This is a genomic window from Streptomyces sp. NPDC111520, from assembly GCF_055635295.1.
In genome coordinates this window covers 43637-64687 of record NZ_JBVKBW010000020.1, presented here as the reverse complement: position 1 = coordinate 64687, position 21051 = coordinate 43637, and the positions used below count along the sequence as shown (strand labels likewise).

The window sequence follows — 21051 nt, the reverse complement described above, 5'->3', positions numbered from 1 at the left end:
CCGGGGCCTGGCGATCACCTACTGAACCAGCCCGGACGCGGCCGCTATCGCAGTCGGACACAACACCCTCTCAGCCGCCCACGTCGACACCGTGCCCCGCGCACACCGCACGGATCCGGGCCGCCTCCCGGTCGTGGGCGGACCGGTCACCGCGGGCGTCCGCTTCCGCAAGCGGCCGTCGATGTCCTCCGACCGGCCTGGGAGAACAGCCACGAACGGAACGGCACTGCGGGCCCCCGGCTGCGCGGGAGGATCGCCGCACAGGTCGCTTACGCCCTCACCATCGGGTCCCGGCACGGCGAGGCCGTCGAACGGGCCCGCCGTGCGAGCGAACTCCCGGCCGAGCCGCTTGAGTCGGGACTCACCACCTACGTCCTGGTCTCCGCACTGATGCTCGACGGCCGTCCCGCCGAAGCCACACGTGCAGCGGCCGACGCCGGGGAGGCACCCCAGGCGCACTGGTGGGCTCCACCATGCCCGCCGCGGCGGCAGGACCCCCCGACGAAGCCCAGCGGGACCTCAGCGAAGCACTCGACCGGCTCCGCATCCGTGCGCTGCTTCGCCGAAGTCCTGCTCGGACACGCCCTGACGGCACTCGGCGACTGGGCGACCGCCGACGAACACCTCGCCCTTGCCGCCTCGCTCGCCACCGACCACGGCCGGCGCCGGCTGGAGCCGCTGCCCCACGCCGAGGCCGCCCACATGGCCGCCTCCCTGGGCGACTACGCCCGGGCCGAGGAACACCTTGCCGTCGCGCGACGTAGCCCCGCCTACGGGGACGGAGGGAACGGCCGCCGCCACACCCTGCGGGCCGCCTCCTTCCTCGCCCTGGTCACCGGTGACCCCCGCGGCGCGCTCACCGCCCGGAACGAACTCCCGCCCTACGCACCCGGCGGCGCACCGGCCGACCTCCCGTGGCGGCTGCTGCTGGCCGAGGCCGAACTCGCCGACGGACACCCCGCACGGGCCGCAGGCCTTCTCGCACCACTGCTCGGCCCCGGCCCCGGCCCCGTCCCAGCCCCGATCCGGGCAGGCGCCCTGCGCGTCACCGCGGGCATCGCCGCCGCCGCAGGGGACCCCGACCGTGCGGAATCCGCCCTCGACGAGGCGTTGCTGACCGTGCACGGCACCCCCGACCCCCTGGAGAGGGCCCGCATCCACCTCGACCTCGGCTGCCTGCTCCGGCGCCGCGGCCTTCGCGGCCGTGCCGCCACCGAACTCCGCGCCGCCTCCGACCGCCTGGAGGCCCTCGGCGCAGTCCCCTACCTCCAGCGGGCAGCCCAGACACTTCCAAAACTCTTCGACACGACACCTGAACGGCAGCGTGTGCGGCGACCTCGCCCGGTGTGGGTGCCGCGCGTGCAGCACTCACCCATAGCCGCACCGCTCTGCCAGGTGGTTGCGATTACGTAACGTACTTGTGTGCTTTGCACGGAGAATTTGTAAAGTGCTCAACTGTCCGGACAAGGGGGTCCGGTGTTCGTCGTGGGGGTCGTCGCATGAGCCAGTACCAGCCAGGTCCGCAGTGGGCGGTCCGCCCGCCTGAGCCTGTCCGCATGCCTGATATTCGTCCGCTGTACAAGCGCAAGCGCGTGTGGGCGGGTGCCCTGGCGCTGCTTGTAGCGGGGGCAGCTGTCGGCAGTGGGGGCTCGAGCGCAGCCGGCTCGACGCCGCGTCCGGCCGTGACGGTCACGGCGACAGCGACAAAGACGCCTGCCCCGGCGCCCACCGTGACCGTGACCCAAACCGCCAGTCCGCAGCCCACGGTCACCGTGACCAAGACGGCCAAGCCCGCCTCGACGGCGACACGCAAGTCGAGCAGCGGCTCTTCAGGAGGCGGCGGCTCCTCGTCGGGCGGCTCGTCGAGCACGGATGGCGGTTCATCGAGTTCGGGTGGCGGTTCGTCGAGTTCGGGTGGCGGCACATCCCATCCTGCCGGGGCCACCGCCAGGTGCAACGACGGCACCTACAGCTACGCCGCCCACCACCAGGGTGCATGCTCCCACCACGGCGGAGTCGCCGTCTTCTACCGGTAGCCCGGCAGCAGACCAGTCATCGGGCTCCGATCGGTAGGCGGTCCGCAGTTCCGCGCAAGGCACAACCGGGGTGGCGGTCCGGACCGGGCATGACACCAGTGCCCCCCGCTGCCCCGATTCACAGCAAGGACGGAGTAAAACTGTGGCTTTCGGCTTTCGCGTAGGCGTGCCGGGGATGAGCGTGCGGGTCTCAACCCGGGGTGTGCGGACGTCCGTGGGGCCCCGGGCGGCGCGCATCAGCATGGGCAGCGGTGGTACGCGGGTCTCCTCCGGGGTCGGCCCGTTCTACGCCTCCAGTTCCGTAGGCGGGGGACGTCGGCGCACCAGCACGAGCCGCACCACGCGTACGCGGGCTGCGGCTCCCTCGGCCGCGCAGTTGGACCGTGCCCGCCGTCAGGTCGAGCGGGCTCAGCAGGAGGCACAACGTGATGCGGCTATCGCCCAGTTGCAGGAGCTGCGGCGGCAGACGACCAGTGTCCATCTGCAGTCCTTCGCTCCGGTGCACCCCCCGGTGGTGCCGGGGCCCCCGCAGCTGGGACTTGCATGGGCGCTGGCCGAGGCCCAGGCCCATCACCTGACCGGGTTGGGGGTCTTCGCCCGCGCCGAGCGGGCAGCCGCCAAGCGGAGGGCCGAGGAGGACGCCCCGGCCTACCTCGCCTTTGAAGAGGCCCGCCTGAACGGCGTTCACAGCCGGCTGACCACCGAGGCCGACCAATGGTGGCAGGCCTTGATCGGCAACGACGAGGAAACCGTGTGCGAGGTGGTCAACTACGCCTTCGCCGACAACCCCGCCGCGGGCTGCGCGGTCGGAGTGGACGGTTCCAGCCTGTCGGTCGTGATGCGGCAGCAGGACATCGACTCGCTGCCCGACCAGACGCCCGGCGTCACCTCCAGCGGCCGGCCCACTCTCAAGTCGCTCAGCAAGCGGGACCGCATGTTGTGGTGGCTCACCTCCATGGGATCCAACATCATCGCCACCCTCAAGGAAGCGTTCGCCACCGCACCCGGGATCACCGCCATCGACCTGGCCGTCCTCACACGCATGCCGGACACCCAGCGCCTCGGGTTCGTGGCCTACGGCCGCTGGACCCGCGAGGCCATCGAAGCCGGCCCCTGGCGGGAGCCGAACGACGCCCTGCGATTCCTCGACATCGGACAGGACGTCGGCTGCTCGGTCACCACCACCGCCTCCGGGAACCTGTCCGGCACCATCAAGCCCCTGGACACCAGCCGCCTGCCCGGCCTGCAAAGCCTTCTCGACCACGCCCAGGACGACGTCACCACCGGTGACGCGACCCTGGCCGGCCTGGACACCGACCTCCGCGCCAACGTGCCAGGCGCGCACACCGCTGCTCTGCCGGACCCGTACCGCATACGCCCCTTCGCCGAGTGGCAGACCCAGACCACCATGCCCGCAGGCATGCCGACCACTCCCCCGGCACCCGCCTGCGCTCCCGTCGCTCCCTCACACTCGCCGGCGACCGCACTCGCCCCGGGACAGAACGTGGTACTCCCGGAAGAGGCCTGGCAGGGGCTGCTCATCGCCTTCAGCTTCGCCGGCGCCGACGCCGACCTCACCCTCTTCCTCACCGACGCGGACGGCCAGGTCACCTGCGACGACGACTTCGTCTTCTACAACCAGCCGTCCACCGCCCAAGGCGCAGCCCGCCTGCTCGGCAAGCAGCCCGAAGGCCCCCACACCGTGGAGCGCGCCGCCTTGCACCCCACCGCCCTACCCCCGCACATCCAACGGGTCACCATCGCCATCAACATGGACGTAGACACCGGCCTCACCTGCGGCGCCCTCACCCACGCCACCCTGCACATCGACTGCGCGACCGGCACGGCCTGGACGTTCCAGCCCCCTGCCGACCCCGCCATCCGGGCCATGGCCATCGCCGAGATCTACCGGCACACCACAAACGGCCACCCCGTCTGGAAGCTGCGCGCCATCGGCCAAGGCTGGGCCGACGGCCTCGACGCACTCGCCCGCGACCACGGCGTCACCATCGCATAGCCGCCTCGAGACATACCCGCCGATGTGTTGTGGCGACCACGGCGGATCAATCAGCCGACCGAAACCAGCCCGACCCGCCATCAAGGCCCTGGATCACAGGTTCAGGCCCGCCCGTCCGGTCCCGCGGAGTGACCGCGGGACCGGACGGGGGGTCAGGACGCCGAGTTGTAGGCCGAGATCTCGGTCAGCGTCGGCGTGTACTGCTCCGTGGCGATCTGGCCGGTGAGTGCCACCCGCAGCTTGGAGGTGGTGACCGGGCCGAAGCCGGTGACGGTCAGGTCGTGACCGATGCCGGTGTCGCGGCTCGCGAAGGTGACCCAGGTGCCGGTGGTGTCGTCCCAGCGCTGCAGGTCGAAGGACTGGACACGGGGGTTGGTGCCCGAGTCGGTGTACTCGTCCAGGTAGACCTGGTCGAAGGTGGTCGCCGTGCCGAAGTCGACGTCGAGGGTGATCGGGTAGGCGGCGGCGTCAGCGGCGGCCCAGCGGGTGCTGAGGTTGCCGTCGGTCAGCTTCTCCGCGCCGAGGGTGCCGTTCGCCCCCGGGTGGGTGGAGCTGGCGGTGACCGTCTTGCCGAGGGCGAGGTCGACGCGGTGGTCGGCCTCCTCCTCGATCGGGTCGTCGTCGACGGGGTGGGCGACCCGCTTCCCCTTGCGGGACTCGGCGATACCGATGTCGGGCGCGTCACCGTAGTAGAGCTTGGTGCCGAGGAAGTCGGCGGCGCCCAGGTGGGCGTTGTAGCGGCCCGCGTCGATCAGGGGCGAGTTCTTCCTCAGCGAGAAATGCGCCGCCGCGGTACGGATCTTCGCGACTCCGGCACCGGTGACGTAGGTGTCCACGCTGCCCTTGAACTGCGGGTCCACGCGCAGGCCGTCGGGGTCGGACGGCTCCTGGGTGGAGTGCTTTCCGCCCGCCTCGTAGTAGTCGTTGTTCGAGAACACGGCCTGGCGCAGGGCGCCGGTGCGGCGGTACCAGGTCGTCTCGTCGGTCTTCGACGTGTTGTGGAAGATGTTGTTGAGGAAGTAGACGCGGCTCAGGAACGTCTCGTCGTGTACGTAGTCGAGCTTGGAACCGTCGTACACGAAGGTGTTGTTGACGAAGTACGAGGGCTCGTAGTTCGACGACAGCATGTTCTTCACCAGGACGCCGTTGTCGTTGACGCTCAGGTTGTAACGCGCCACCGAGTTCGAGCTGTTGCCCATGTAGGCCATCCAGCCCGCCGCGTTGTCGTGCGAGTAGTTGTACTGGTAGGTGACGTTGAAGTTGGTGTACTCCATGTCCCAGGGCGTGCCGTCGTACTCGTTGTCCGGGCCGCCGTACACCTCGTTGTACTGCATGGTCGAGTCGGCGCCCGCCCACAGGTACAGGCCGCAGGAGACCGCGTCGTAGCGCTCCAGGAAGCCGTTGACCTCGTTGTACTCGACCGTCATCCGCTCGGTGTCGGCGAGCTGGATGGCACCTTGGCCGATGCTCTCGGCGTAGTTGTGGCCGATGTAGACGTCACGGCTGTACAGGTCGCGGGTACGCACCCACAGCTGCTCCCAGCCCTCGTGGAACTTCCCGCTGTCGTCGTACTGGCCCGCGGCGGCGCCGTCCGCGTTGAACCAGTTGAAACCGAACTGCACCGCGTGCAGCTCCACGTTGACGAACGTGTTGTTCTCGATCCGGACGTCCTTGAAGTAGTGGCCGCCGGTCGCGTAGTCCTTGTAGCTCTTGTTGCCGAAGACCTGGAAGTCCACCGCACCGTAGTGGATCTTCTGCCATCGACTCGGGCCGTCGAGGTCGTGGACGGAGATGTCCGAGATCCGGAAGTGGTCCATGACGGTGTCCTCGCCGGCCTTCAGCAGGTCGGCGTTGATCGACACCATGATTCCGTCGCGGACGTACGTGCCCGTGGTGATGTTCGTCGAGAAGTCGTCGTCGTTGGACAGCTCGACGTTGTTGATGTCCCAGTACTGCTGGTTGCGCAGCACGATGGCACCGGTGAGACCCACGGTGTCGGGGTTCTTGGTGCCGTCCGCGTTGAACGGGCTGGGGACGTTGCCGTTGGTCGCGATGTACGGGCGGCCGTCGTTCTTGTCACCGTAGGCGGAGATGGTGATCGGCTTGCCCGCGCTGCCGGAGCCCTTCGGCCACAGCTGCTCGTCCTGCCACTGCTCGCCGGCTTTCAGCAGGATGCGGTCGCCCGGCGTGAAGGTGGTCGCGTTCGCCTTGGCCAGGGTCTTCCAGGCGTGCCGCGCCGAGGTGCCGGACGCGGTGTCGTGTCCGTGCGTTGCGTCGATGTAGTAGTCGGTGCCGCCCGTCCTGTTGGGCGTGTTGCCCGGCCAGGACTTCGCGGTGGCGGCGGCCTTCGTCGCGGACTTCGCCGTGGCGGCCGGTTCCGCGGCGGCGTACGCCGACGGCGCGAGCGAGCCCACGAGCAGCGCCGCGAGCAAGGAGGTGAGGCCCGTGCGGAGGGTCCGCCCGGTGATCCTGGGGCGCCGTACCTTCCTGTCCTCGGGTGGGCCGACGTCGGCAGGGCTCATGGGTGCACATCCTTCGCGTTGATGGCGGTCATCGCCGAGTGGTCGACGCGCAGCGAGGCGTCGTCGGCCCGGCGCTGGAGGTATCTGTCGTACTTCGTCTCGACCAGCGACTGGCGGATCCGCGACGCGTAGTCGCTGAACGCCTTGTCGTCGTCGGTCTTCTTGCTGTCGAGTTGGTAGTAGGTGATCTGTCCGCCGCCCTTGCCGGGCTCGGAGATCTCGCCCGGCTTCAGGTCGCCGAGCACGGACCTCAGGTCCTGGTCGTGGCTGTTCATGCTGGTGGGGCCGTCACCGCCGTACGTGCCGGTGGTGACCTGGGCGTCCGTCACCCCGCTCACGTCCGAGAGGTCGCCTGCGGCTTTCACCCGCCGCGCGAGCTTCGCGTCGAAGTCCGCGCCCGCCTTCCCCGGGACCTGCACCACGAGCTGCGTGTACGTGTAGGTGGTGGCGTTGGCGTTCCAGGAGTCGGGGTCGTCGTCGTACGCCTTGCGGACCTCGGCGTCGGTGACGTGCAGCGGGTCGCCCGGGCTCTTGCTCAGCCTGTCCTTGAGGCCGGTGGCTAGCTCGGTCAGCCGGTGGCCGTAGTACTCGTCCAGGGAGTAGTCCGTGACGCCGTACACGGTCCGGCCGGCGGCGACGGCCTCGGCCCGGGAGGTGTTCTCGGCGGTGCGCTCGGCTTGAAGGTCGGCGAAGTCGACGGAGCCGACGAGGCCCTGCTGCCGCGCGAGCAGCAACGTGGTCTTGTCCTCGCGGATCTCGGCGAGCGCCCGCGTCTCCAGGCGCTGCAGCGCGGTGCGATTTCCGGCCTTGGCGTTCCAGGAGAACGAGGTCTTCAGGCCTGAGTATGTGTTGCGCAGCTCGTTCTGCACCGTCGGCGCGAGCCGATCCATGTGGAAGAGGAGCTCCTCCCGGGTGACGGGGTGGCCGTCCAGCGAGGCGACCTCGTCGCCGTGGCCCTGCCCTCCGAACGCGGTGACCGTGCCGGCGACCAGCGCGGCGACCGCCAGGCAGGCGGCGCCGGACACGGCGGCCACCCGCCGGGACAGCCGTCCGCGGCCCGCCGTCGTGGGCGGGGGCGCGACCGGCCGCCGGGCGGCGGAGGCCCTGCGCGCGCCGGGCTTGCGCGAACCGCCCGACCGGCGGCCGCCCGCGCTCACGAGGACGCCCCGATCGCCGCCACCCGGGCGAGGACCGGGGTGTCCCTGGCCGCGGTGATCTGGACGGCGATGGTGTCCACCTCGGTGGGCGGGAAGGTGAGGATGCGCTGGTAGCCGACGGCGCCGGTCTCGGCGAGCGTCGTCCAGACGCCGTCCAGGGCTCCCCGGACAACGACGTGTTCGACGCGCTGGCCCTGGGTGATGTCCTCGCCGACGACGACCGCCTCGACGGGGCGGGGGCCGGCGAAGGCGAGCGTCACGCAGGGGCTTGTGTCGTCCTCGCCGGCGCGCCAGGGGGATATGGCCCGGCCGGGCCAGACGGCGGCGATGTCGCCCGGGGTGCCGGAGCTGACGGTGGCGATGGCGTCGATCCGGCGGGCGCGGAAGTCGGCGATCCGCCGGCCCAGTCCCTCCAGGGCGTCCACGTCCGCCTGGTGGAGCCGGCCGTCGGCGGCCGGGGGCACGTTGAGCAGGAAGCAGGAGTTGCCGCCGACCGAGCGGAGGTAGAGCGTGAACAGCTCGTCCACCGACCGGACCTGGGAGTCCTCGGCCTCGTGGTGGAACCAGCCGGGCCGGATCGAGGTGTTGACCTCGGCCGGGAACCAGATGAGGTCGTCCTCGTGCCCGGCGAGCGCCGCCCGGCTGCCGAGGTCCTGGTCGTCGCTGCGCACCAGCCGGGCGAAGGTGCCGTCGTCGGCCTGCTGCGAGCGGGACGCGGTCCGCTCGGCGTCCTGGAGGGCGCGCGGTACGACGCTCCACTCGTCGGGGCGGGTCTCGCCGGCCTCGTTGCCGCACCAGCGGACGTCGGGGCCGCAGACGTTGATCACCGCGTCCGGCTGGAGCTCGCGGACCACCGCGTAGTACCGCTCCCAGTCGTAGGTCTGGCGCTTGCCGCCTGGGCCCTCGCCGTTGGCGCCGTCGAGCCACACCGAGAACACCGGGCCGTAGCGGGTGAGGAGTTCGGTGAGCTGGGCGACGTAGAAGTCGTCGTAGCCGGTGCCGGAGCCGTAGGAGGCCTCGGTGCGGTCCCATGGGGAGAGGTAGACGCCGAACTTCAGGCCGTGCCGGCGGGCGGCGTCGGCCACCTCGGCGACGATGTCGCCCTTGCCGTCCTTCCACGGGGCCGCCGCTACCGAGTACGCGGTGGCGTCGCTCGGCCACATGCAGAAGCCGTCGTGGTGCTTGCAGGTGAGGATGACACCGGTCATCCCGGCTGCCTTCAGCGCCCGCACCCACTGGTCGGCGTCCAGGTCGGACGGGTCGAACAGGGCCGGGTCGTCGCCTCCCTCGCCCCATTCGCGGCCGGTCATGGTGTTCATGCCGAAGTGGATGAAGCCGTAGAACTCCAGCTCTTGCCAGGTGAGTTGCCGCTCGCTGGGCCGGACGGCGGCCAGCGTCCGCGCGGACGCCGCGGCGGTCACCGGAACGTCCGGTTGTACGAGGCGAGCAGGGCGAGCAGTCCGCCCAGCGCGACGAGCATCACCGCGAGGTGGCCCCAGCCGACCGTCCTCCGCTCCACCACCACGAGCGCCACCAGGGCCGCAGCGATCAGGGTGCGCACGCCGACGAGCAGGCCGGCACGCGTCGAGTCCTTCATCTCGGTTCGTTTCCTTCCGTCTTGGGTCCGTGTGGGGAGGTCAGCCCTTGACTCCGCCGGACGCCATCCCCTCGATGAGCCGCCTCTGGATGAGCGCGTAGACGAGCAGCACGGGCACGATGACGATGACCATCCCGGCGTACAGACGGCCGTAGTCGGCCGCCGCCTTCTGTGCGGTGAACAGATTGAGCAGGCCGACCTGGACGGTCTTGCCCTCGCCGGGCAGCAGGGTCAGCGAGATGATGAAGTCGTTCCAGTAGGCGAGGAAGTTGAAGAGGATCACGGTGGTCACCGCCGGGCGCGCCATCGGCAGCATGATCGTGGTCATGATCCGGAAGCGGGACGCCCCGTCCAGACCCGCCGCCTCCTCGTACTCCACCGGGATGGACCGGAAGTACGCGGTCAGCAGGTAGATGGTGAACGGGATCGAGGTGGCCGCGTAGACCAGCGACAGCACGGTGGGGTTGTCGAGGAAGAAGCCGTCGGGGAAGACGTCGACGAGCGCCTTGTCCCAGTCGACCAGCATCAGGAAGATCGGCACGACGATGTAGTTGACGTTCACGAACAACCCGCCGAGCAGGACTGTCTCGACGGCACCCTTGCCGGGGAAGTCGTAGCGGGCGATGACGTAGGCCGCCGGCACCGACACCGCGAGCACGAAGACCAGGCCGAGCACGGTGACGAACACCGAGGTCAGGAAGTACGTGCCGAGGTGGGCGTCGGTGAACGCGTCGGCGTAGTTCTGCCGGCGCAGGCCCTCGGGAAGCGTCCAGGGGCTGCCGAAGAACTCGCTCTTCGCCTTCAGCGAGGCCGTCAGCACCCAGGCGACCGGTACGGCGATCGCCAGCGCGAGGGCAGCAACCAGGGTGTAGGTGAGCGCGCGGCCGCTGCGGGCGCGGCCGGCACCGGGACGGGCGGAGCCGGCGGAGTCCGCGCCGGAGCCGGGAGAGTCGATCATGGTCATGGTGTGGGGTTCCGTCCTCAGAACTGGAGGGGCCCGCGCCGCGTCGCGCGGCTCACCAGCAGCGACACGAGGAACGAGAACGCGAAGATGACGACACCGATGGCCATGCCGTAGCCGTAGGACGAGTTGGTGTACGCCTGCTTGTACATGTAGCTGAGCAGTACCTCGGAGGAGCTGTCCGGGCCGCCGCCGGTCATCGCGCGGACCAGCACGAAGCTGAGGTTGACCGCGCTCATCACGAAGAAGGTCAGCGAGGTCCGCAGGTTCTGCCAGATCAGCGGCAGGGTGAGGGAGAAGAACTGCCGTACGGCGGAGGCCCCGTCGAGGGAGCTCGCCTCGTACAGCTCCTCGGGGATGCTCGCCATGGACGACATGTAGAGGACCATGTAGTAGCCCAGCGACTGCCAGACCATGGCCATCCCGACCGAGTAGAGCACCAGCTTCTGGTCGCCCAGCCAGACCTGCTGCCAGGTGTCCAGGGACACCGCCCGCAGGGTGCCGTTCAGCAGGCCGTTGTTCTGGTCGTAGACGGCGGAGAAGATCGCCGCGATCACGACCACGGAGAGGATGTTGGGGATGTAGAGGACGAACCGGAGGAGGTTGCTGCCCCGCAGCTTCTGCCGGGTCATGATCGCGGCGAGGAACAGGGCCATGCCCATGGTCACCACGGTCACCACGACCAGCAGGGTGACGGTGTTCTGGAAGGCCCGCACGAACTGCTGGTCGTCCAGCAGACGGCTGAAGTTGTCCAGCCCCACGAACTTCATGTCCGGGGAGAAACCGCTCCAGGTGTAGAGCGACATCCGGAACACGTTCACGGTCGGGTAGACCATGAAGACCGCGAACAGCACCAGCGCGGGAAGAAGGCAGGCCAGCACGAAGCGGGTGTCGCCCCGCTCGCGGGTCCGGGCGGGGGCACCCGGCCGGGTGCGGCGGAAGGTCGTCCCGGTCTTCCGGGGGCGTGCCGCCGCTTCTTGGGGTGGGGTGGAGAGGGTCGTCACCGTGCCGGTCCTCCGGTCGTACGAAGTGGTACTGGCGAACCCGGAGGTTCACCGGATGGGGAAGGCTCCGGCGGCGGCCCGGCCGGACCACGCCGCCGCCGGGCCGGTCAGTTGCCCGCCTGGCGCAGCTTCTCGCTGGCCTCGTCCAGCGCCGCCTGCCACTTGGCCTCGGTGGTGTCGCCGCTGATGATGCTGTTGGCGGTGTCGAACAGGGTCGACTTGATGTCGACACCCTCGACCGGGTTCGTCGAGGCGAAGCCGCCGACCAGCGCGGAGACCGACGTGTCGTCGTAGAGCGAGTAGAACGCGGTGCTCTCACCGGTCAGGCTGTCCGAGAGGCCCTTGACGGGCTGGATCGCGTTCGACTTGGCGAAGATCTTCGCGGCCTCGTCCGAGTACAGGAAGGCGATGAACTCCTGCGCCGCGTCCTTGTTCTTGGCGGCGCTGGGCACCCAGACCGACTCGACCGAGGTCGTCAGGTAGCGGGTGCCGCCCTCGTTCACCGAGGGCAGCGGGGTCAGGCCCCACGCGAAGCCGTCCGAACGGGGCGCGTCGGCCATCTCGCCGGTGATCCAGATGCCGTTCGGCATGAACAGCGCCTTGTTGTCGAGGATCGACTGCTGGTTCTTGGTGAAGTCCTGCTCGTTGGCGTAGCCGACGGTGGACTTCTCGGCGTAGCCGAGCAGCTTGGTGGTGATGTCGAGGACCTGCTTGGCCTGCGCCGTCTTCCAGATGCCCTGCTTGTACGTCATGACGTCCTGGTAGAACTGCTCCCCGCCGACGTCGGCGAGCAGGGCGTAGAAGTACGAGTCGAGGTAGCCGGCCGTCGGATAGGTGAAGAGGGCGATGCCCTCCTTCTTCGCCTTGTCGCCGAGCGCGAACATCTCGTCCCAGGTGGTCGGGACGTCCCAGCCCTTCTCCTTGAACAGGCCCTTGTCGTAGAAGAGGCCGGTCGGGGAGTAGTACATCGGCATCAGGTACGTCTTGTCCGTGCCGTACGGGTTGGTGTTGAGGTTGCCGACGATGCCGTCGGTCAGCTTCTCGCCCACCGTCTGCGTCCCGCCGGGGACCTTGGTGTCCAGGACCGGGGTGAGGTCCTCCAGCGCCTTGTCCTTGATCAGGGTCTCGGTGAGACCGGCCTTGCGGCCCTGGCCGAGCACGACGACGTCCGGGTACTTGCCGGCCTTCATGTTCGGCGTGATCTCGTCCTCGATGCTCTTCGAGATCTGGAGCTGGACGTCGACGTCCGGGTGCGAGGACTCGTAGGCCTCGATGACCTGGTGGTACATGTCCTTGCCGTAGCCGCCCTCGAGAGCGGCGACCTTGAGGGTCGTCCTGCCCGAGCCGGAGTCCGAGCCGCCGGCCGACGAACAGCCGACGAGCAGCGAGAGCGCCAGGACCGTGGTGCCGGCGAAGGCGAACGATCTCCTCATTTGGGGTCCTTCCCATGGACGTACGCCCACCTGACTTGAGCGGCGGTGCGGGCCCGTCACAGACCCCGTCCGGGGCCTCTCCGCATCGCGGGCACCACGCCACCGCACCCCGGATCCGGTGGACGTACGACCCGGCGTTGTTACGGTGGCACCGATAACATGCTGGGTACCTTGGCACCGATCACATGACGGGCGCAAGGGGTGGGATGCCGCCGGATCAGCTCACAGCCGATACCTGGCTCGTGAGCGCCGCACGGGCGCCCCTCAGAGGGCGCGCGGCGGCGCCGTGGAGGCCCGCACGGAGAGCGTGGGGGTACCCACGGCCTCCTCAGGACCCGCGTCCGGGTCCAGCAACAGCCGTACGGCCGCGGCGCCGTAGCCGAAGAAGTCCTGCCGTACGGCGGTCAGCGGCGGTGCGCAGAACGCGGCGAGGGCGATGTCGTCGACGCTCACGATGGACACGTCCTCCGGCACCGACCGGCCCCGCTCGCGCAGCGCCTTGATCACCCCGAAGGCCATCTCGTCGCTGGCCACGAAGACCGCCGTGACCTCGGGGATCATGGCGATGATCTGCCCCTGCCGGTAACCGGAGGCGGGCGACCAGTCGCCCTCCAGCGGCGGCGGAGCCTCGATCCCGGCCTGCTCCAGGCACTCCTGCCAGCCCTCCCGGCGCTGCCGGGCCTCGATCCACTCGTCCGGCCCGGAGACATGCCAGACCTGACGGTGCCCCAGGTCGAGGAGGTGCTGGGTGGCGATCCGGCCGGCCTCGCGCTGGTCGATGCCGAGCACCCGGGCACCCGCGGTGCGCGACCCGTCCAGGGTGACGGTCGGGATGTCCCGGGTGATCTCCTCCATCTTGCGGGTCACCGAGATCAGCGGCACCGCGATCACGAAGCCGTCGACGTTCTGGTCGGCGAGCTTGGCCAGGGAACGCTCCATCAGGCCCACGTCCAGGGCGGAGATGGTCGCGATGCTCACCGCGTACCCGGCCTCGCCCGCCGCCGACTCCACACCGGCGGTCACCGCCGAGCGCGAGTAGTACCCGCCGGAGGCCAGCAGGACCAGGCCGATGGTGTGGCTGCGGCCGGACGACAGGGTCCGCGCGGCGGTGTTGAAGCGGTAGCCGATCTGCTCGACGGCGGCCAGGACCCGCCGGGACGTCTCGGGATTGACGTTCGGTGAGCCGCGCAGGACGCGCGAGACGGTCTGCGCCGACACTCCGGCGATCCTGGCCACGTCGGCCATGCTCGGCTGCCGCGGCCGCGAGGCGTCCTCGTTCATGGTGTTCCCTCCCCCGATCGGTTCGGAGGACCTTAGCAGGCTTGTTATCGATGTCATCGATAACATACGCTCCCCCGGTGAACGAGTCGCCCACGACGAACATCGGCCCGCCGCGGCGCCCGGCCGAAGCCGCCGAGACCGCCCTCGCCGCGCCCTCGGGCGCGGCGGCGACGGCCGCCTCCCCCGCACTTCTGTCCTGGCGAGACGGCCGCCTGTACCGCGACGGGATCCCCCACCGCATCCTGTCCGGGGCGCTGCACTACTTCCGGGTCCACCCCGATCTCTGGCGCGACCGCGTCCGCCGGATCGCCGACCTCGGGATGAACGCCGTCGACACCTACGTGGCCTGGAACTTCCACCAGCCCCGGGAGGACCGCGCGCCGCGCTTCGACGGCTGGCGGGACCTGGAGCGGTTCATCCGCACGGTGGGAGAGGAAGGCCTGGACGTCGTGGTCCGGCCCGGTCCCTACATCTGCGCCGAGTGGTCCAACGGCGGCCTGCCCAGCTGGTTGACCGGCAAGGACCTCGCGATCCGCAGCTCCGACCCGGAGTTCACCTCGGCCGTCGCCGGCTGGTTCGGCGACCTGGTCCCGCGCCTGGCCGCGTTGCAGGCGTCCCGGGGCGGACCGGTCGTCGCCGTGCAAGTGGAGAACGAGTTCGGCTCCTACGGCGACGACCACGCCTACCTGCGCTGGAACCGCCAGGCCCTCACCGAACACGGCATCACGGAACTGCTGTTCACCGCCGACGGCCCCACCGAACTGATGCTGGACGGCGGCACGCTCCCCGGCACCCTCACCGCCGCCACCCTGGGCTCCAAGCCCAAGGAAGCCCGCGAGCTGCTGACCAGCCGACGGCCCCAGGAGCCCTTCGTCGTTGCCGAGTTCTGGAACGGCTGGTTCGACCACTGGGGCAAACGGCACCACGTCCGCAGCGTCGACAGCGCCGTCCACACCCTGAGCGGCATCCTCGACGACCACGGCAGCGTCAGCATCTACATGGCGCACGGCGGCACCAACTTCGGTCTGTGGGCCGGCGCCAACGAGACCGAGGGCCGGCTCGAGCCCGTCGTCACCAGTTACGACTCCGACGCGCCGATCGCCGAGGACGGTCGCTTCACGCCGAAGTTCCACGCCATGCGCGAGGTCCTGGGCGCGACCGGGCCGCTGCGTTCCCCCGAGCGGCTTCCCGTCCTCCCACCGACCCGGGTCGTGCTGGTGCGCCGGGCCGGCCTGCTCGACGGCCTCGACGCCGCGCTCCGAGCCGTACCGGTGGCGACCTCGGCCGCGCCCCGCCCCGCCTCCTTCGAGCGACTCGGACTGGATGCGGGCCTGGCGCGCTGCACCGCCCGCCCGCGCATCCCCACCGGCGAACACCGGCTGGTCTTCACCGACGTCCGCGACCGCGCCCTGGTCTTCGCCGACGGCGTCCACCTCGGCGTCGCCGACGCGGACTCCCCCGAGCTGAAGATCACCGGCACCGGGGAGACCGTCCGTCTCGACGTCCTGGTCGAGAGCCTCGGCAGGGTCAACTACGGCCCGAACGTGGGCCGCCCGAAGGGGCTGCTCGGTCCCGTCCTGGTCGACCGGCGCATGGTCCAGGGCTGGGAGAGCACGCCGGTGGCACTGCCCGAGTGGTCAGAGCGGGAGCTGTCGGCGGCACTGGACGCGGGTGGCGGCTCGGCCACCGGTACGGATGCCGGGTTCGCCGTCGCCGAGTTCCACGCCGACACGCCCGCGGACACCTTCCTGGCGCTGCCGGGATCGGTGCACGGACTGGTCTGGGTGAACGGCTTCCTGCTCGGCCGCCACTGGGACATCGGCCCTCAGGTCACCCTGTACTGCCCGGCGCCGCTGCTGCACGCGGGCGTCAACACCGTCACCGTCCTCGAACTCGAGGGCCTCGGGGACACCCTGGAACTCCGGGACGAGCCCGAACTGGGCCCGACCGAGGAGTACGTCGAAGAGTTCGACTGAGCGCGCCGGGGCGCCCTCTCCGCTCCCCCGGCCGCGCCCACCTCCCACACGAACCCGTCCGGGTCGGTGAACGGGCCGGCAAGGGGGAGCGCCGGACCATGGCAGCCGGTGCCTTCGGAGGCGACGCCGGCGACCTTGGTGAGGTGGCCGGTGCACACACGGCTTCGTCCCGTGCACAGCGCACACCATCGAGCGGGCGGGACAGTGGCACCGCGTCCGCACCGCGCACGGGAGTCTGCTGAGCAGCGTGCGACGACGATGTGACGGCCGGATCGCCGGGCCCCCTGGGGCCGGACGGATGAGTCCGGCCCCAGGGCTCCGTACCCCGTTAGCCGGGCAGGATGTTGTGGTTCACCCGGAACGTGTTGGTCGGGTCGTGGGCCTTCTTCGCGGCGGTCAGGCGCCGGAAGTGGTCGGTGCCGTAGACCTCTTCCAGTTGCTCGGGGCCGGTGGCCTCTTCGGCGGAGAGGAAGTTGACCATCCTGCGGTCGTCCGCCCAGGGCTCCATCGCCTTCATGACCTCGTCGAGTGCGCCGCCGAGGAACCCGGCCTGGTCGGGTCCGCCCACGCCGAAGCCGAAGAGGACGAAGGGAAGGCCGCGGGTGGAGACGGCGTTGGGCACCGCGGGCTCACGGTCGAGTGCGCCGCCGAGCATGCGGATCTCGACGCTCGCCAGCGGGGAGTCCGACCCGGGACCGAGGAGTTCGACCAGTACGTCGGCGGCCTCGGCGGGGAACGCGCGCAGCATGGTCGTGCGGTCGTAGTAGGGCATGGGCGTCGGGGGGTCCAGGTGGATGGCGCCCATGGCGGTGTAGGGCATCTCGCCGACGCTGTCGACGAGTGCGGGGGCGGCCGCGCGCAGGGGTGCGATCAGCCGCTCGCCCTCGGCCGCAGGCCCCAGGAAGGCGAAGCGCACGTGGACCACGAACGCGCCCCGGAGGGGTTCCGGCAACTCGGGCAGCGGGGGCAGGCGTTGCACGGCCAGCGAGGAGGACATCTCCTCCGGCATGTCCGACTGCCAGGTGCGCCAGGTGTGCAGGACGTCGGCGAGTCGGTCGCCGGGGAAGTGGATGCCGCCGCCGTAGAAGCGGGTCAGCGGGAACAGGTCGAATTCCAGCGCGGTGACCACGCCGAAGTTGCCCTTGCCCCCGAGCAGGGCCCAGAACAGTTCGGGATCGGTGTCGGCCGTGACGTGTCGCAACGCGCCGTCCGCGGTGACCACGTCCAGCGAGCGGACGTGGTCCGCCGCGTATCCGAGACTCCGGCCGAGGACGGGACTGAGTCCGCCTCCGAGGGTGTAACCGGCCACACCCACCAGCGGCGCCGAGCCACTCACCGGGGCCAGGCCGACGGTGGCCGCCTGGTCGATCACCTCCTGCCAGATCACGCCGGCCTCGACCCGTGCGCGTCGCCGGTCGGCGTCGACGGTGATGCCCTTCATGCGCCGGGTGCTGATCAGCACCCCGCCCCGGGCGGGGCCGACCTGCTGGTGGCCGGTGGTCTTCACCGTCACGGGCCGGCCGTGGCGGGCCGCGAAGGAGACCGCCGCCCGCACGTCGGACGCGTCGGCGGCACCGACCGCGAGCGCCGGCTCCAGGGAGAGGTTGAGGTTGTAGATCTCGCATTCGTCGTCGTAGCCCTCGTCGCCGGGCAGCAGGACCGGGCCGCTCACCAGCGATGCGAGTTCGGCCGCCTCCGCGGCCGACACGGGTCTGAAGCGGTCGTCAAAAATCATGATGTCCTCGTGGATCGTGCCGCGGGGTCCCTGGGCGGTCGCCCATGAGTGATCCCGCGCGTGCGAATCGGTGGTGCATTGGCGACGGCAGGGCCGTGCGCCTGATGGGCAGGCGATGGACTGTTATATTACAGATGTAATCTATGATCCCTCTGGAGTACCCCGCCGCCGACCCAGTGCCGGCCGGCGCCCCGGGCGGCGGGCCGGCGCTCGTCGCGGCGGTCACGTCAACGGCCGAGACCTCGGGCAGAGGCCCTGGCCGCGCTTTCCGGCGCCGTCTCAACCTCCGCTGTCGCCGAAGCGCTCGGTACGTACCTGCTCCGGCGCATGTCCCAGCAGCACCAGGTAGGCAGCCGCCTTCTCGACGAACCCGGTGGGCCCGCAGACGTAGCAGGTCGGCTCGAAGTCGGGGGGCCAGCCGCCGCGGGCCAAGTCCTCAGGGGTGATGCGCCCCGGCGGGCGCCGTGATTCCTCCGGGGCTTCCCTGCTGTAGAGGTACGTCGTATCCAGCCCCGGCGCCCCCTGGTGGAGCTCCGAGCCGTACAGCACGTCCGACGGGGTCCGCGCCGCGTAGAGCAACCTGAAGGGGGTCCGGCTGCCGGCGGCCTCCCGCGCGCGGATCATGCACATGAGAGGCACGAGTCCCGATCCGCCCGCCACCAGCAGAACCGGCTCCGTCTGCTGCTGCCTCCAGACGAACCAGCCGCCGACAGGCCCGCGCAGCTCCAGCCCGTCCCCGGGCACGAGCTCGTCCACGAGGTAGGGCGACACTTCCCCGCCGGGTGTGCGCTGGACCGTCAGGTCGAGGGTCCGGCCGTTGGAGGCCGAGGCGATCGAGTAACTGCGCTGGGTGCTGTAGCCGTCTTCCGCGGTCAGCCTGACGTCCACATGCTGGCCGGCCAGGTGTCCGGGCCAGTCCGGCACGTCCAGTGTCAGGGTGACGGCCGTCTTCGACTCCACGCGCCGACCCGTCACCTCGGCGGTCCGCCACCGGAGCCGGTCGCCTAGTCTCCCTGGTACCGCTGCTCGCGCCATGGGTCTCCGTAGTTGTGGTACCCGGCGCTCTCCCAGAAGCCGGGCACGTCGCTTCGCCGCAGCTGGATCTCTCGGACCCACTTCGCGGACTTCCACAGGTACAGGTGCGGGACCAGCAGCCGCGCGGGACCACCGTGTTCCGGCGCCAGGTCCTCGCCTCCGTAGCCGTAGACGATCCAGGCCTTGCCGTCGACCAGGTCGGCGAGGGGGATGTTCGTGGTGTAACCCCCGTACGAGCCGACGAGAACATGCTCTGCGGCCGTCTCCACGTCCGCGAGCAGAACGTCCAGCGACACGCCTCGCCACTGGGTGCCGAACTTCGACCACTTCGTCACGCAGTGCAGGTCGACGGTCGGGGACTCCGCCGGGAGCGCCATCAGGCCCGCCCAGTCCCACACGTGCTCCTTGTCGGCCTCCGTGGTCACTGACAGCTTCCAATCGTCCCGCCGTACGCGGGGCGTGGGCCCGGCGGACAGCACCGGGAAGCCGGTCGTCTCGTACTGCCCGGGCGGCAGCTTCGTGCCGGCCGGCGGCCTTCGGCCGTGGAAGCCACGCGAGATGAACGCCATGTTCGTCGTCCTTGTTCGTCCGGTGTGAGCCCTGCGGGCCTCTTCGGAGGTGAGCGCCCGCCGGAGGCGACTTCTTACCTGTGGCTGCCCGACGAAAGATGCCCATTCGAGCGTCGCTTCTCGGATGGCCCGCCATACGGGCTCCTTCGTACGCGGGCAGCCGTCATCGACGCCAGGCAGCCGCCCCGCCCGGGGAAGGTGTCAGGTCCCCCCCGGGCGGGGCGTGAGAGATGCCTCTAGTTGCGGCCTGCCATGACTCCGCCATCGACGTTGAGGATGGCGCCCGTGGTCCAGCTCGAGGCGTCCGAAAGGAGGAAGACGATCGCCGAGGCCACATCCTGCGGCGTGCCGACCCGGCCGAGCGGGTGCAGGCCGCTCAGCTGCCCCAGCGCATCGTCCAACTGGTCCGCGGGAAAGACCTTCTCGAACAGGGGCGTCCTGGTGACGGCGGGAGCCACGGCGTTCACACGAATGCCCTCGCTGGCGAGTTCGATGGCCAGGTTGTGCGTGAGGGCGTGCAGGCCGGCCTTGGCCATCGAATAGGCCGATGACGGTGTCACCGCGAGGGCCTGGTGCGCCCACATGCTCCCCACGTTCACGATGGCGCCGCCCTGACCACCGGCGACCATGGCCCGGACGACGGTCTGGGTCAGGAAGAACGTCGCCCTGTTGAGGTCGTGGTACGAGTCGTAGTGCTCGACCTCGTAGTCGAGGAAGAGCTTGGGCAGGAAGAACCCCGCCGAGTTGACGAGGAGGGTGGCATCGGGATGGTCCTCCGCCAACTGCTTCTGCGCCTCGACGACCTGATCCCAGTCTGCCAGGTCGGCCTCGATCGACCATGCGCTGCCGGAGCGCGACAGGCTTGCGACGGCGTCGTTGAGCTTCCGACCCGGGCGGCCGACGATCACCGCGCTGCCGCCCGCCGCGATCACATCCTCGGCGGCCTTGAGGCCCATGCCGCTGGCGCCACCGATCACGACGAGCTTCTTACCTTCGAAGTCCGTGGCCATACGAATCACTCTCCACACTGAGCGGCGAACACTTCTTGCCTGTGTGCTTGCCTGTGTGCACTCGAGCCTGCCACCGCAGGATCTACAGCAGCTCTACGAGTCATCTACGGTGCCAGTCGCAGCGGGCCCGCGGTCCGTCCTGCAAACAGGACTGCGTGGACCCGCCCTGCCTGCCGCGTCCGAGTTGATGATCAAGCCGGACTCCGCGGCCCAGACAATATGACTCTTTGAGTCAGATGAGAAATTGCATGGGATTTCATGAGAGACGGTGTTCTGCGGTGATCGGGCGATTCCGGAGGGTGAGGATCAGTGCATGCCCGGGCGAACGGTCCGGGCAATGCCGGGACCTCGACTCCCGGATCGCATGGAAAGGCCTGAACATGATCAATGGGTTGAAGAAGGCTGTGGCCATCAGCGCGGCGACAGTGGCCCTGGCCTCGGGCATGGTCCTCGGCACAGTCGGGAGCGCGTCAGCCGCTCCGCAGGACCACCGGCCGCCGAAAGCGTCGCACCACTGCATGAAGACGGCGGGCCACTGGGCACGGCAGTGGCACCCGGGCTTCCGGGACCGGCACCACCGCTGGCACCCCGGCCACTGGACCCGTGTCTGGCGCCCCGCCCACAAGCAGTGCCACCGCTGACCCCGTAGCGGGTACCGGCACCGCCCCCGAACCGGCCCCGGCACGCCCTCAATGGGCGTGCCGGGGCCGGTTCGTCG

General features: G+C 70.0%; 17 protein-coding genes. 5 read left to right on the top strand and 12 right to left on the bottom strand.

The features are described 5' to 3' along the window. Positions 1–549 precede the first annotated feature (549 nt). From ACZ7MY_RS34880 to ACZ7MY_RS34870, 3 genes are all read left to right on the top strand, one after another. Complete coding sequence (locus tag ACZ7MY_RS34880; protein WP_499608118.1) at positions 550–1413, top strand: hypothetical protein; 864 nt, start codon at positions 550–552, stop codon at positions 1411–1413. An 86-nt stretch (positions 1414–1499) separates the two neighbouring features. Further along, positions 1500–2036 (top strand): DUF3761 domain-containing protein, encoded by a 537-nt coding sequence (locus ACZ7MY_RS34875; protein WP_499608116.1) that lies wholly within the window; start codon positions 1500–1502, stop codon positions 2034–2036. A 445-nt stretch (positions 2037–2481) separates the two neighbouring features. Continuing rightward, the gene (locus tag ACZ7MY_RS34870; RefSeq protein ID WP_499608114.1) at positions 2482–4053 is read left to right on the top strand and encodes a TerD family protein; all 1572 of its coding nucleotides are present in this window, start codon (positions 2482–2484) and stop codon (positions 4051–4053) included. 152 nt (positions 4054–4205) lie between these two features. Here ACZ7MY_RS34870 and ACZ7MY_RS34865 read toward each other — a convergent pair whose 3' ends face one another. The 8 genes from ACZ7MY_RS34865 to ACZ7MY_RS34830 form a co-directional block, all read right to left on the bottom strand. Next, on the bottom strand, positions 4206–6575 hold the full coding sequence (locus ACZ7MY_RS34865) for a discoidin domain-containing protein (RefSeq protein ID WP_499608111.1): 2370 nt from the start codon (positions 6573–6575) through the stop codon (positions 4206–4208). Beyond that, entirely contained in the window at positions 6572–7732 is a 1161-nt protein-coding gene (locus ACZ7MY_RS34860; protein ID WP_499608108.1) for a peptidyl-prolyl cis-trans isomerase, read from the bottom strand. The genes ACZ7MY_RS34865 and ACZ7MY_RS34860 overlap by 4 nt, the downstream gene beginning before the upstream one ends. Continuing rightward, the gene (locus tag ACZ7MY_RS34855) at positions 7729–9153 is read right to left on the bottom strand and encodes an alpha-L-fucosidase (RefSeq protein ID WP_499608106.1); all 1425 of its coding nucleotides are present in this window, start codon (positions 9151–9153) and stop codon (positions 7729–7731) included. Before ACZ7MY_RS34855 ends, ACZ7MY_RS34860 begins: the two co-directional genes overlap by 4 nt. After that, the gene (locus ACZ7MY_RS34850; RefSeq protein ID WP_499608103.1) at positions 9150–9329 is read right to left on the bottom strand and encodes a DUF6903 family protein; all 180 of its coding nucleotides are present in this window, start codon (positions 9327–9329) and stop codon (positions 9150–9152) included. The genes ACZ7MY_RS34855 and ACZ7MY_RS34850 overlap by 4 nt, the downstream gene beginning before the upstream one ends. Positions 9330–9369: 40 nt before the next feature. After that, positions 9370–10287, bottom strand: a complete 918-nt coding sequence (locus ACZ7MY_RS34845; protein WP_499608102.1) for a carbohydrate ABC transporter permease — start codon at positions 10285–10287, stop codon at positions 9370–9372. A gap of 23 nt (positions 10288–10310) precedes the next feature. Beyond that, positions 10311–11294, bottom strand: a complete 984-nt coding sequence (locus ACZ7MY_RS34840; RefSeq protein WP_499608100.1) for a carbohydrate ABC transporter permease — start codon at positions 11292–11294, stop codon at positions 10311–10313. A 107-nt stretch (positions 11295–11401) separates the two neighbouring features. Further along, positions 11402–12727, bottom strand: a complete 1326-nt coding sequence (locus ACZ7MY_RS34835) for a carbohydrate ABC transporter substrate-binding protein (protein WP_499608098.1) — start codon at positions 12725–12727, stop codon at positions 11402–11404. A 264-nt stretch (positions 12728–12991) separates the two neighbouring features. Then, on the bottom strand, positions 12992–14008 hold the full coding sequence (locus ACZ7MY_RS34830; RefSeq protein ID WP_499608096.1) for a LacI family DNA-binding transcriptional regulator: 1017 nt from the start codon (positions 14006–14008) through the stop codon (positions 12992–12994). Between the two features lie 50 nt (positions 14009–14058). Here ACZ7MY_RS34830 and ACZ7MY_RS34825 point away from each other — a divergent pair, with 50 nt between their 5' ends. Beyond that, positions 14059–15984 carry a glycoside hydrolase family 35 protein gene (locus ACZ7MY_RS34825; RefSeq protein ID WP_499608094.1) on the top strand — a complete coding sequence of 642 codons (1926 nt, stop codon included), beginning with the start codon at positions 14059–14061 and terminating at the stop codon, positions 15982–15984. 328 nt (positions 15985–16312) lie between these two features. Here the strand turns inward: ACZ7MY_RS34825 and ACZ7MY_RS34820 are convergent, their stop codons facing one another. The 4 genes from ACZ7MY_RS34820 to ACZ7MY_RS34805 all read right to left on the bottom strand — a co-directional run bounded on the left by ACZ7MY_RS34820 (position 16313) and on the right by ACZ7MY_RS34805 (position 20333). Beyond that, positions 16313–17719 (bottom strand): FAD-binding oxidoreductase, encoded by a 1407-nt coding sequence (locus tag ACZ7MY_RS34820; protein ID WP_499608091.1) that lies wholly within the window; start codon positions 17717–17719, stop codon positions 16313–16315. Positions 17720–17998: 279 nt separating this feature from the next. After that, the gene (locus ACZ7MY_RS34815) at positions 17999–18754 is read right to left on the bottom strand and encodes a ferredoxin reductase (protein WP_499608089.1); all 756 of its coding nucleotides are present in this window, start codon (positions 18752–18754) and stop codon (positions 17999–18001) included. Further along, entirely contained in the window at positions 18724–19323 is a 600-nt protein-coding gene (locus ACZ7MY_RS34810; protein ID WP_499608086.1) for a molybdopterin-dependent oxidoreductase, read from the bottom strand. Before ACZ7MY_RS34810 ends, ACZ7MY_RS34815 begins: the two co-directional genes overlap by 31 nt. Before the next feature lie 236 nt (positions 19324–19559). Further along, positions 19560–20333, bottom strand: a complete 774-nt coding sequence (locus ACZ7MY_RS34805; RefSeq protein WP_499608084.1) for an SDR family NAD(P)-dependent oxidoreductase — start codon at positions 20331–20333, stop codon at positions 19560–19562. Between the two features lie 380 nt (positions 20334–20713). On the opposite strand from ACZ7MY_RS34805, the gene ACZ7MY_RS34800 reads away from it, so the two are divergent. Continuing rightward, positions 20714–20974, top strand: a complete 261-nt coding sequence (locus ACZ7MY_RS34800) for a hypothetical protein (protein ID WP_499608081.1) — start codon at positions 20714–20716, stop codon at positions 20972–20974. The last annotated feature ends 77 nt before the right edge of the window (positions 20975–21051 follow it).

Coding starts and splice junctions, on each gene's coding strand:
- ACZ7MY_RS34805 (WP_499608084.1), bottom strand. CDS start 20,333: ATGGCCACGGACTTCGAAGGTAAGAAGCTCGTCGTGATCGGTGGCGCC.
- ACZ7MY_RS34835 (WP_499608098.1), bottom strand. CDS start 12,727: ATGAGGAGATCGTTCGCCTTCGCCGGCACCACGGTCCTGGCGCTCTCG.
- ACZ7MY_RS34830 (WP_499608096.1), bottom strand. CDS start 14,008: ATGAACGAGGACGCCTCGCGGCCGCGGCAGCCGAGCATGGCCGACGTG.
- ACZ7MY_RS34810 (WP_499608086.1), bottom strand. CDS start 19,323: ATGGCGTTCATCTCGCGTGGCTTCCACGGCCGAAGGCCGCCGGCCGGC.
- ACZ7MY_RS34845 (WP_499608102.1), bottom strand. CDS start 10,287: ATGATCGACTCTCCCGGCTCCGGCGCGGACTCCGCCGGCTCCGCCCGT.
- ACZ7MY_RS34800 (WP_499608081.1), top strand. CDS start 20,714: ATGATCAATGGGTTGAAGAAGGCTGTGGCCATCAGCGCGGCGACAGTG.
- ACZ7MY_RS34815 (WP_499608089.1), bottom strand. CDS start 18,754: ATGGCGCGAGCAGCGGTACCAGGGAGACTAGGCGACCGGCTCCGGTGG.
- ACZ7MY_RS34820 (WP_499608091.1), bottom strand. CDS start 17,719: ATGATTTTTGACGACCGCTTCAGACCCGTGTCGGCCGCGGAGGCGGCC.
- ACZ7MY_RS34875 (WP_499608116.1), top strand. CDS start 1,500: ATGAGCCAGTACCAGCCAGGTCCGCAGTGGGCGGTCCGCCCGCCTGAG.
- ACZ7MY_RS34825 (WP_499608094.1), top strand. CDS start 14,059: ATGTCATCGATAACATACGCTCCCCCGGTGAACGAGTCGCCCACGACG.
- ACZ7MY_RS34850 (WP_499608103.1), bottom strand. CDS start 9,329: ATGAAGGACTCGACGCGTGCCGGCCTGCTCGTCGGCGTGCGCACCCTG.
- ACZ7MY_RS34865 (WP_499608111.1), bottom strand. CDS start 6,575: ATGAGCCCTGCCGACGTCGGCCCACCCGAGGACAGGAAGGTACGGCGC.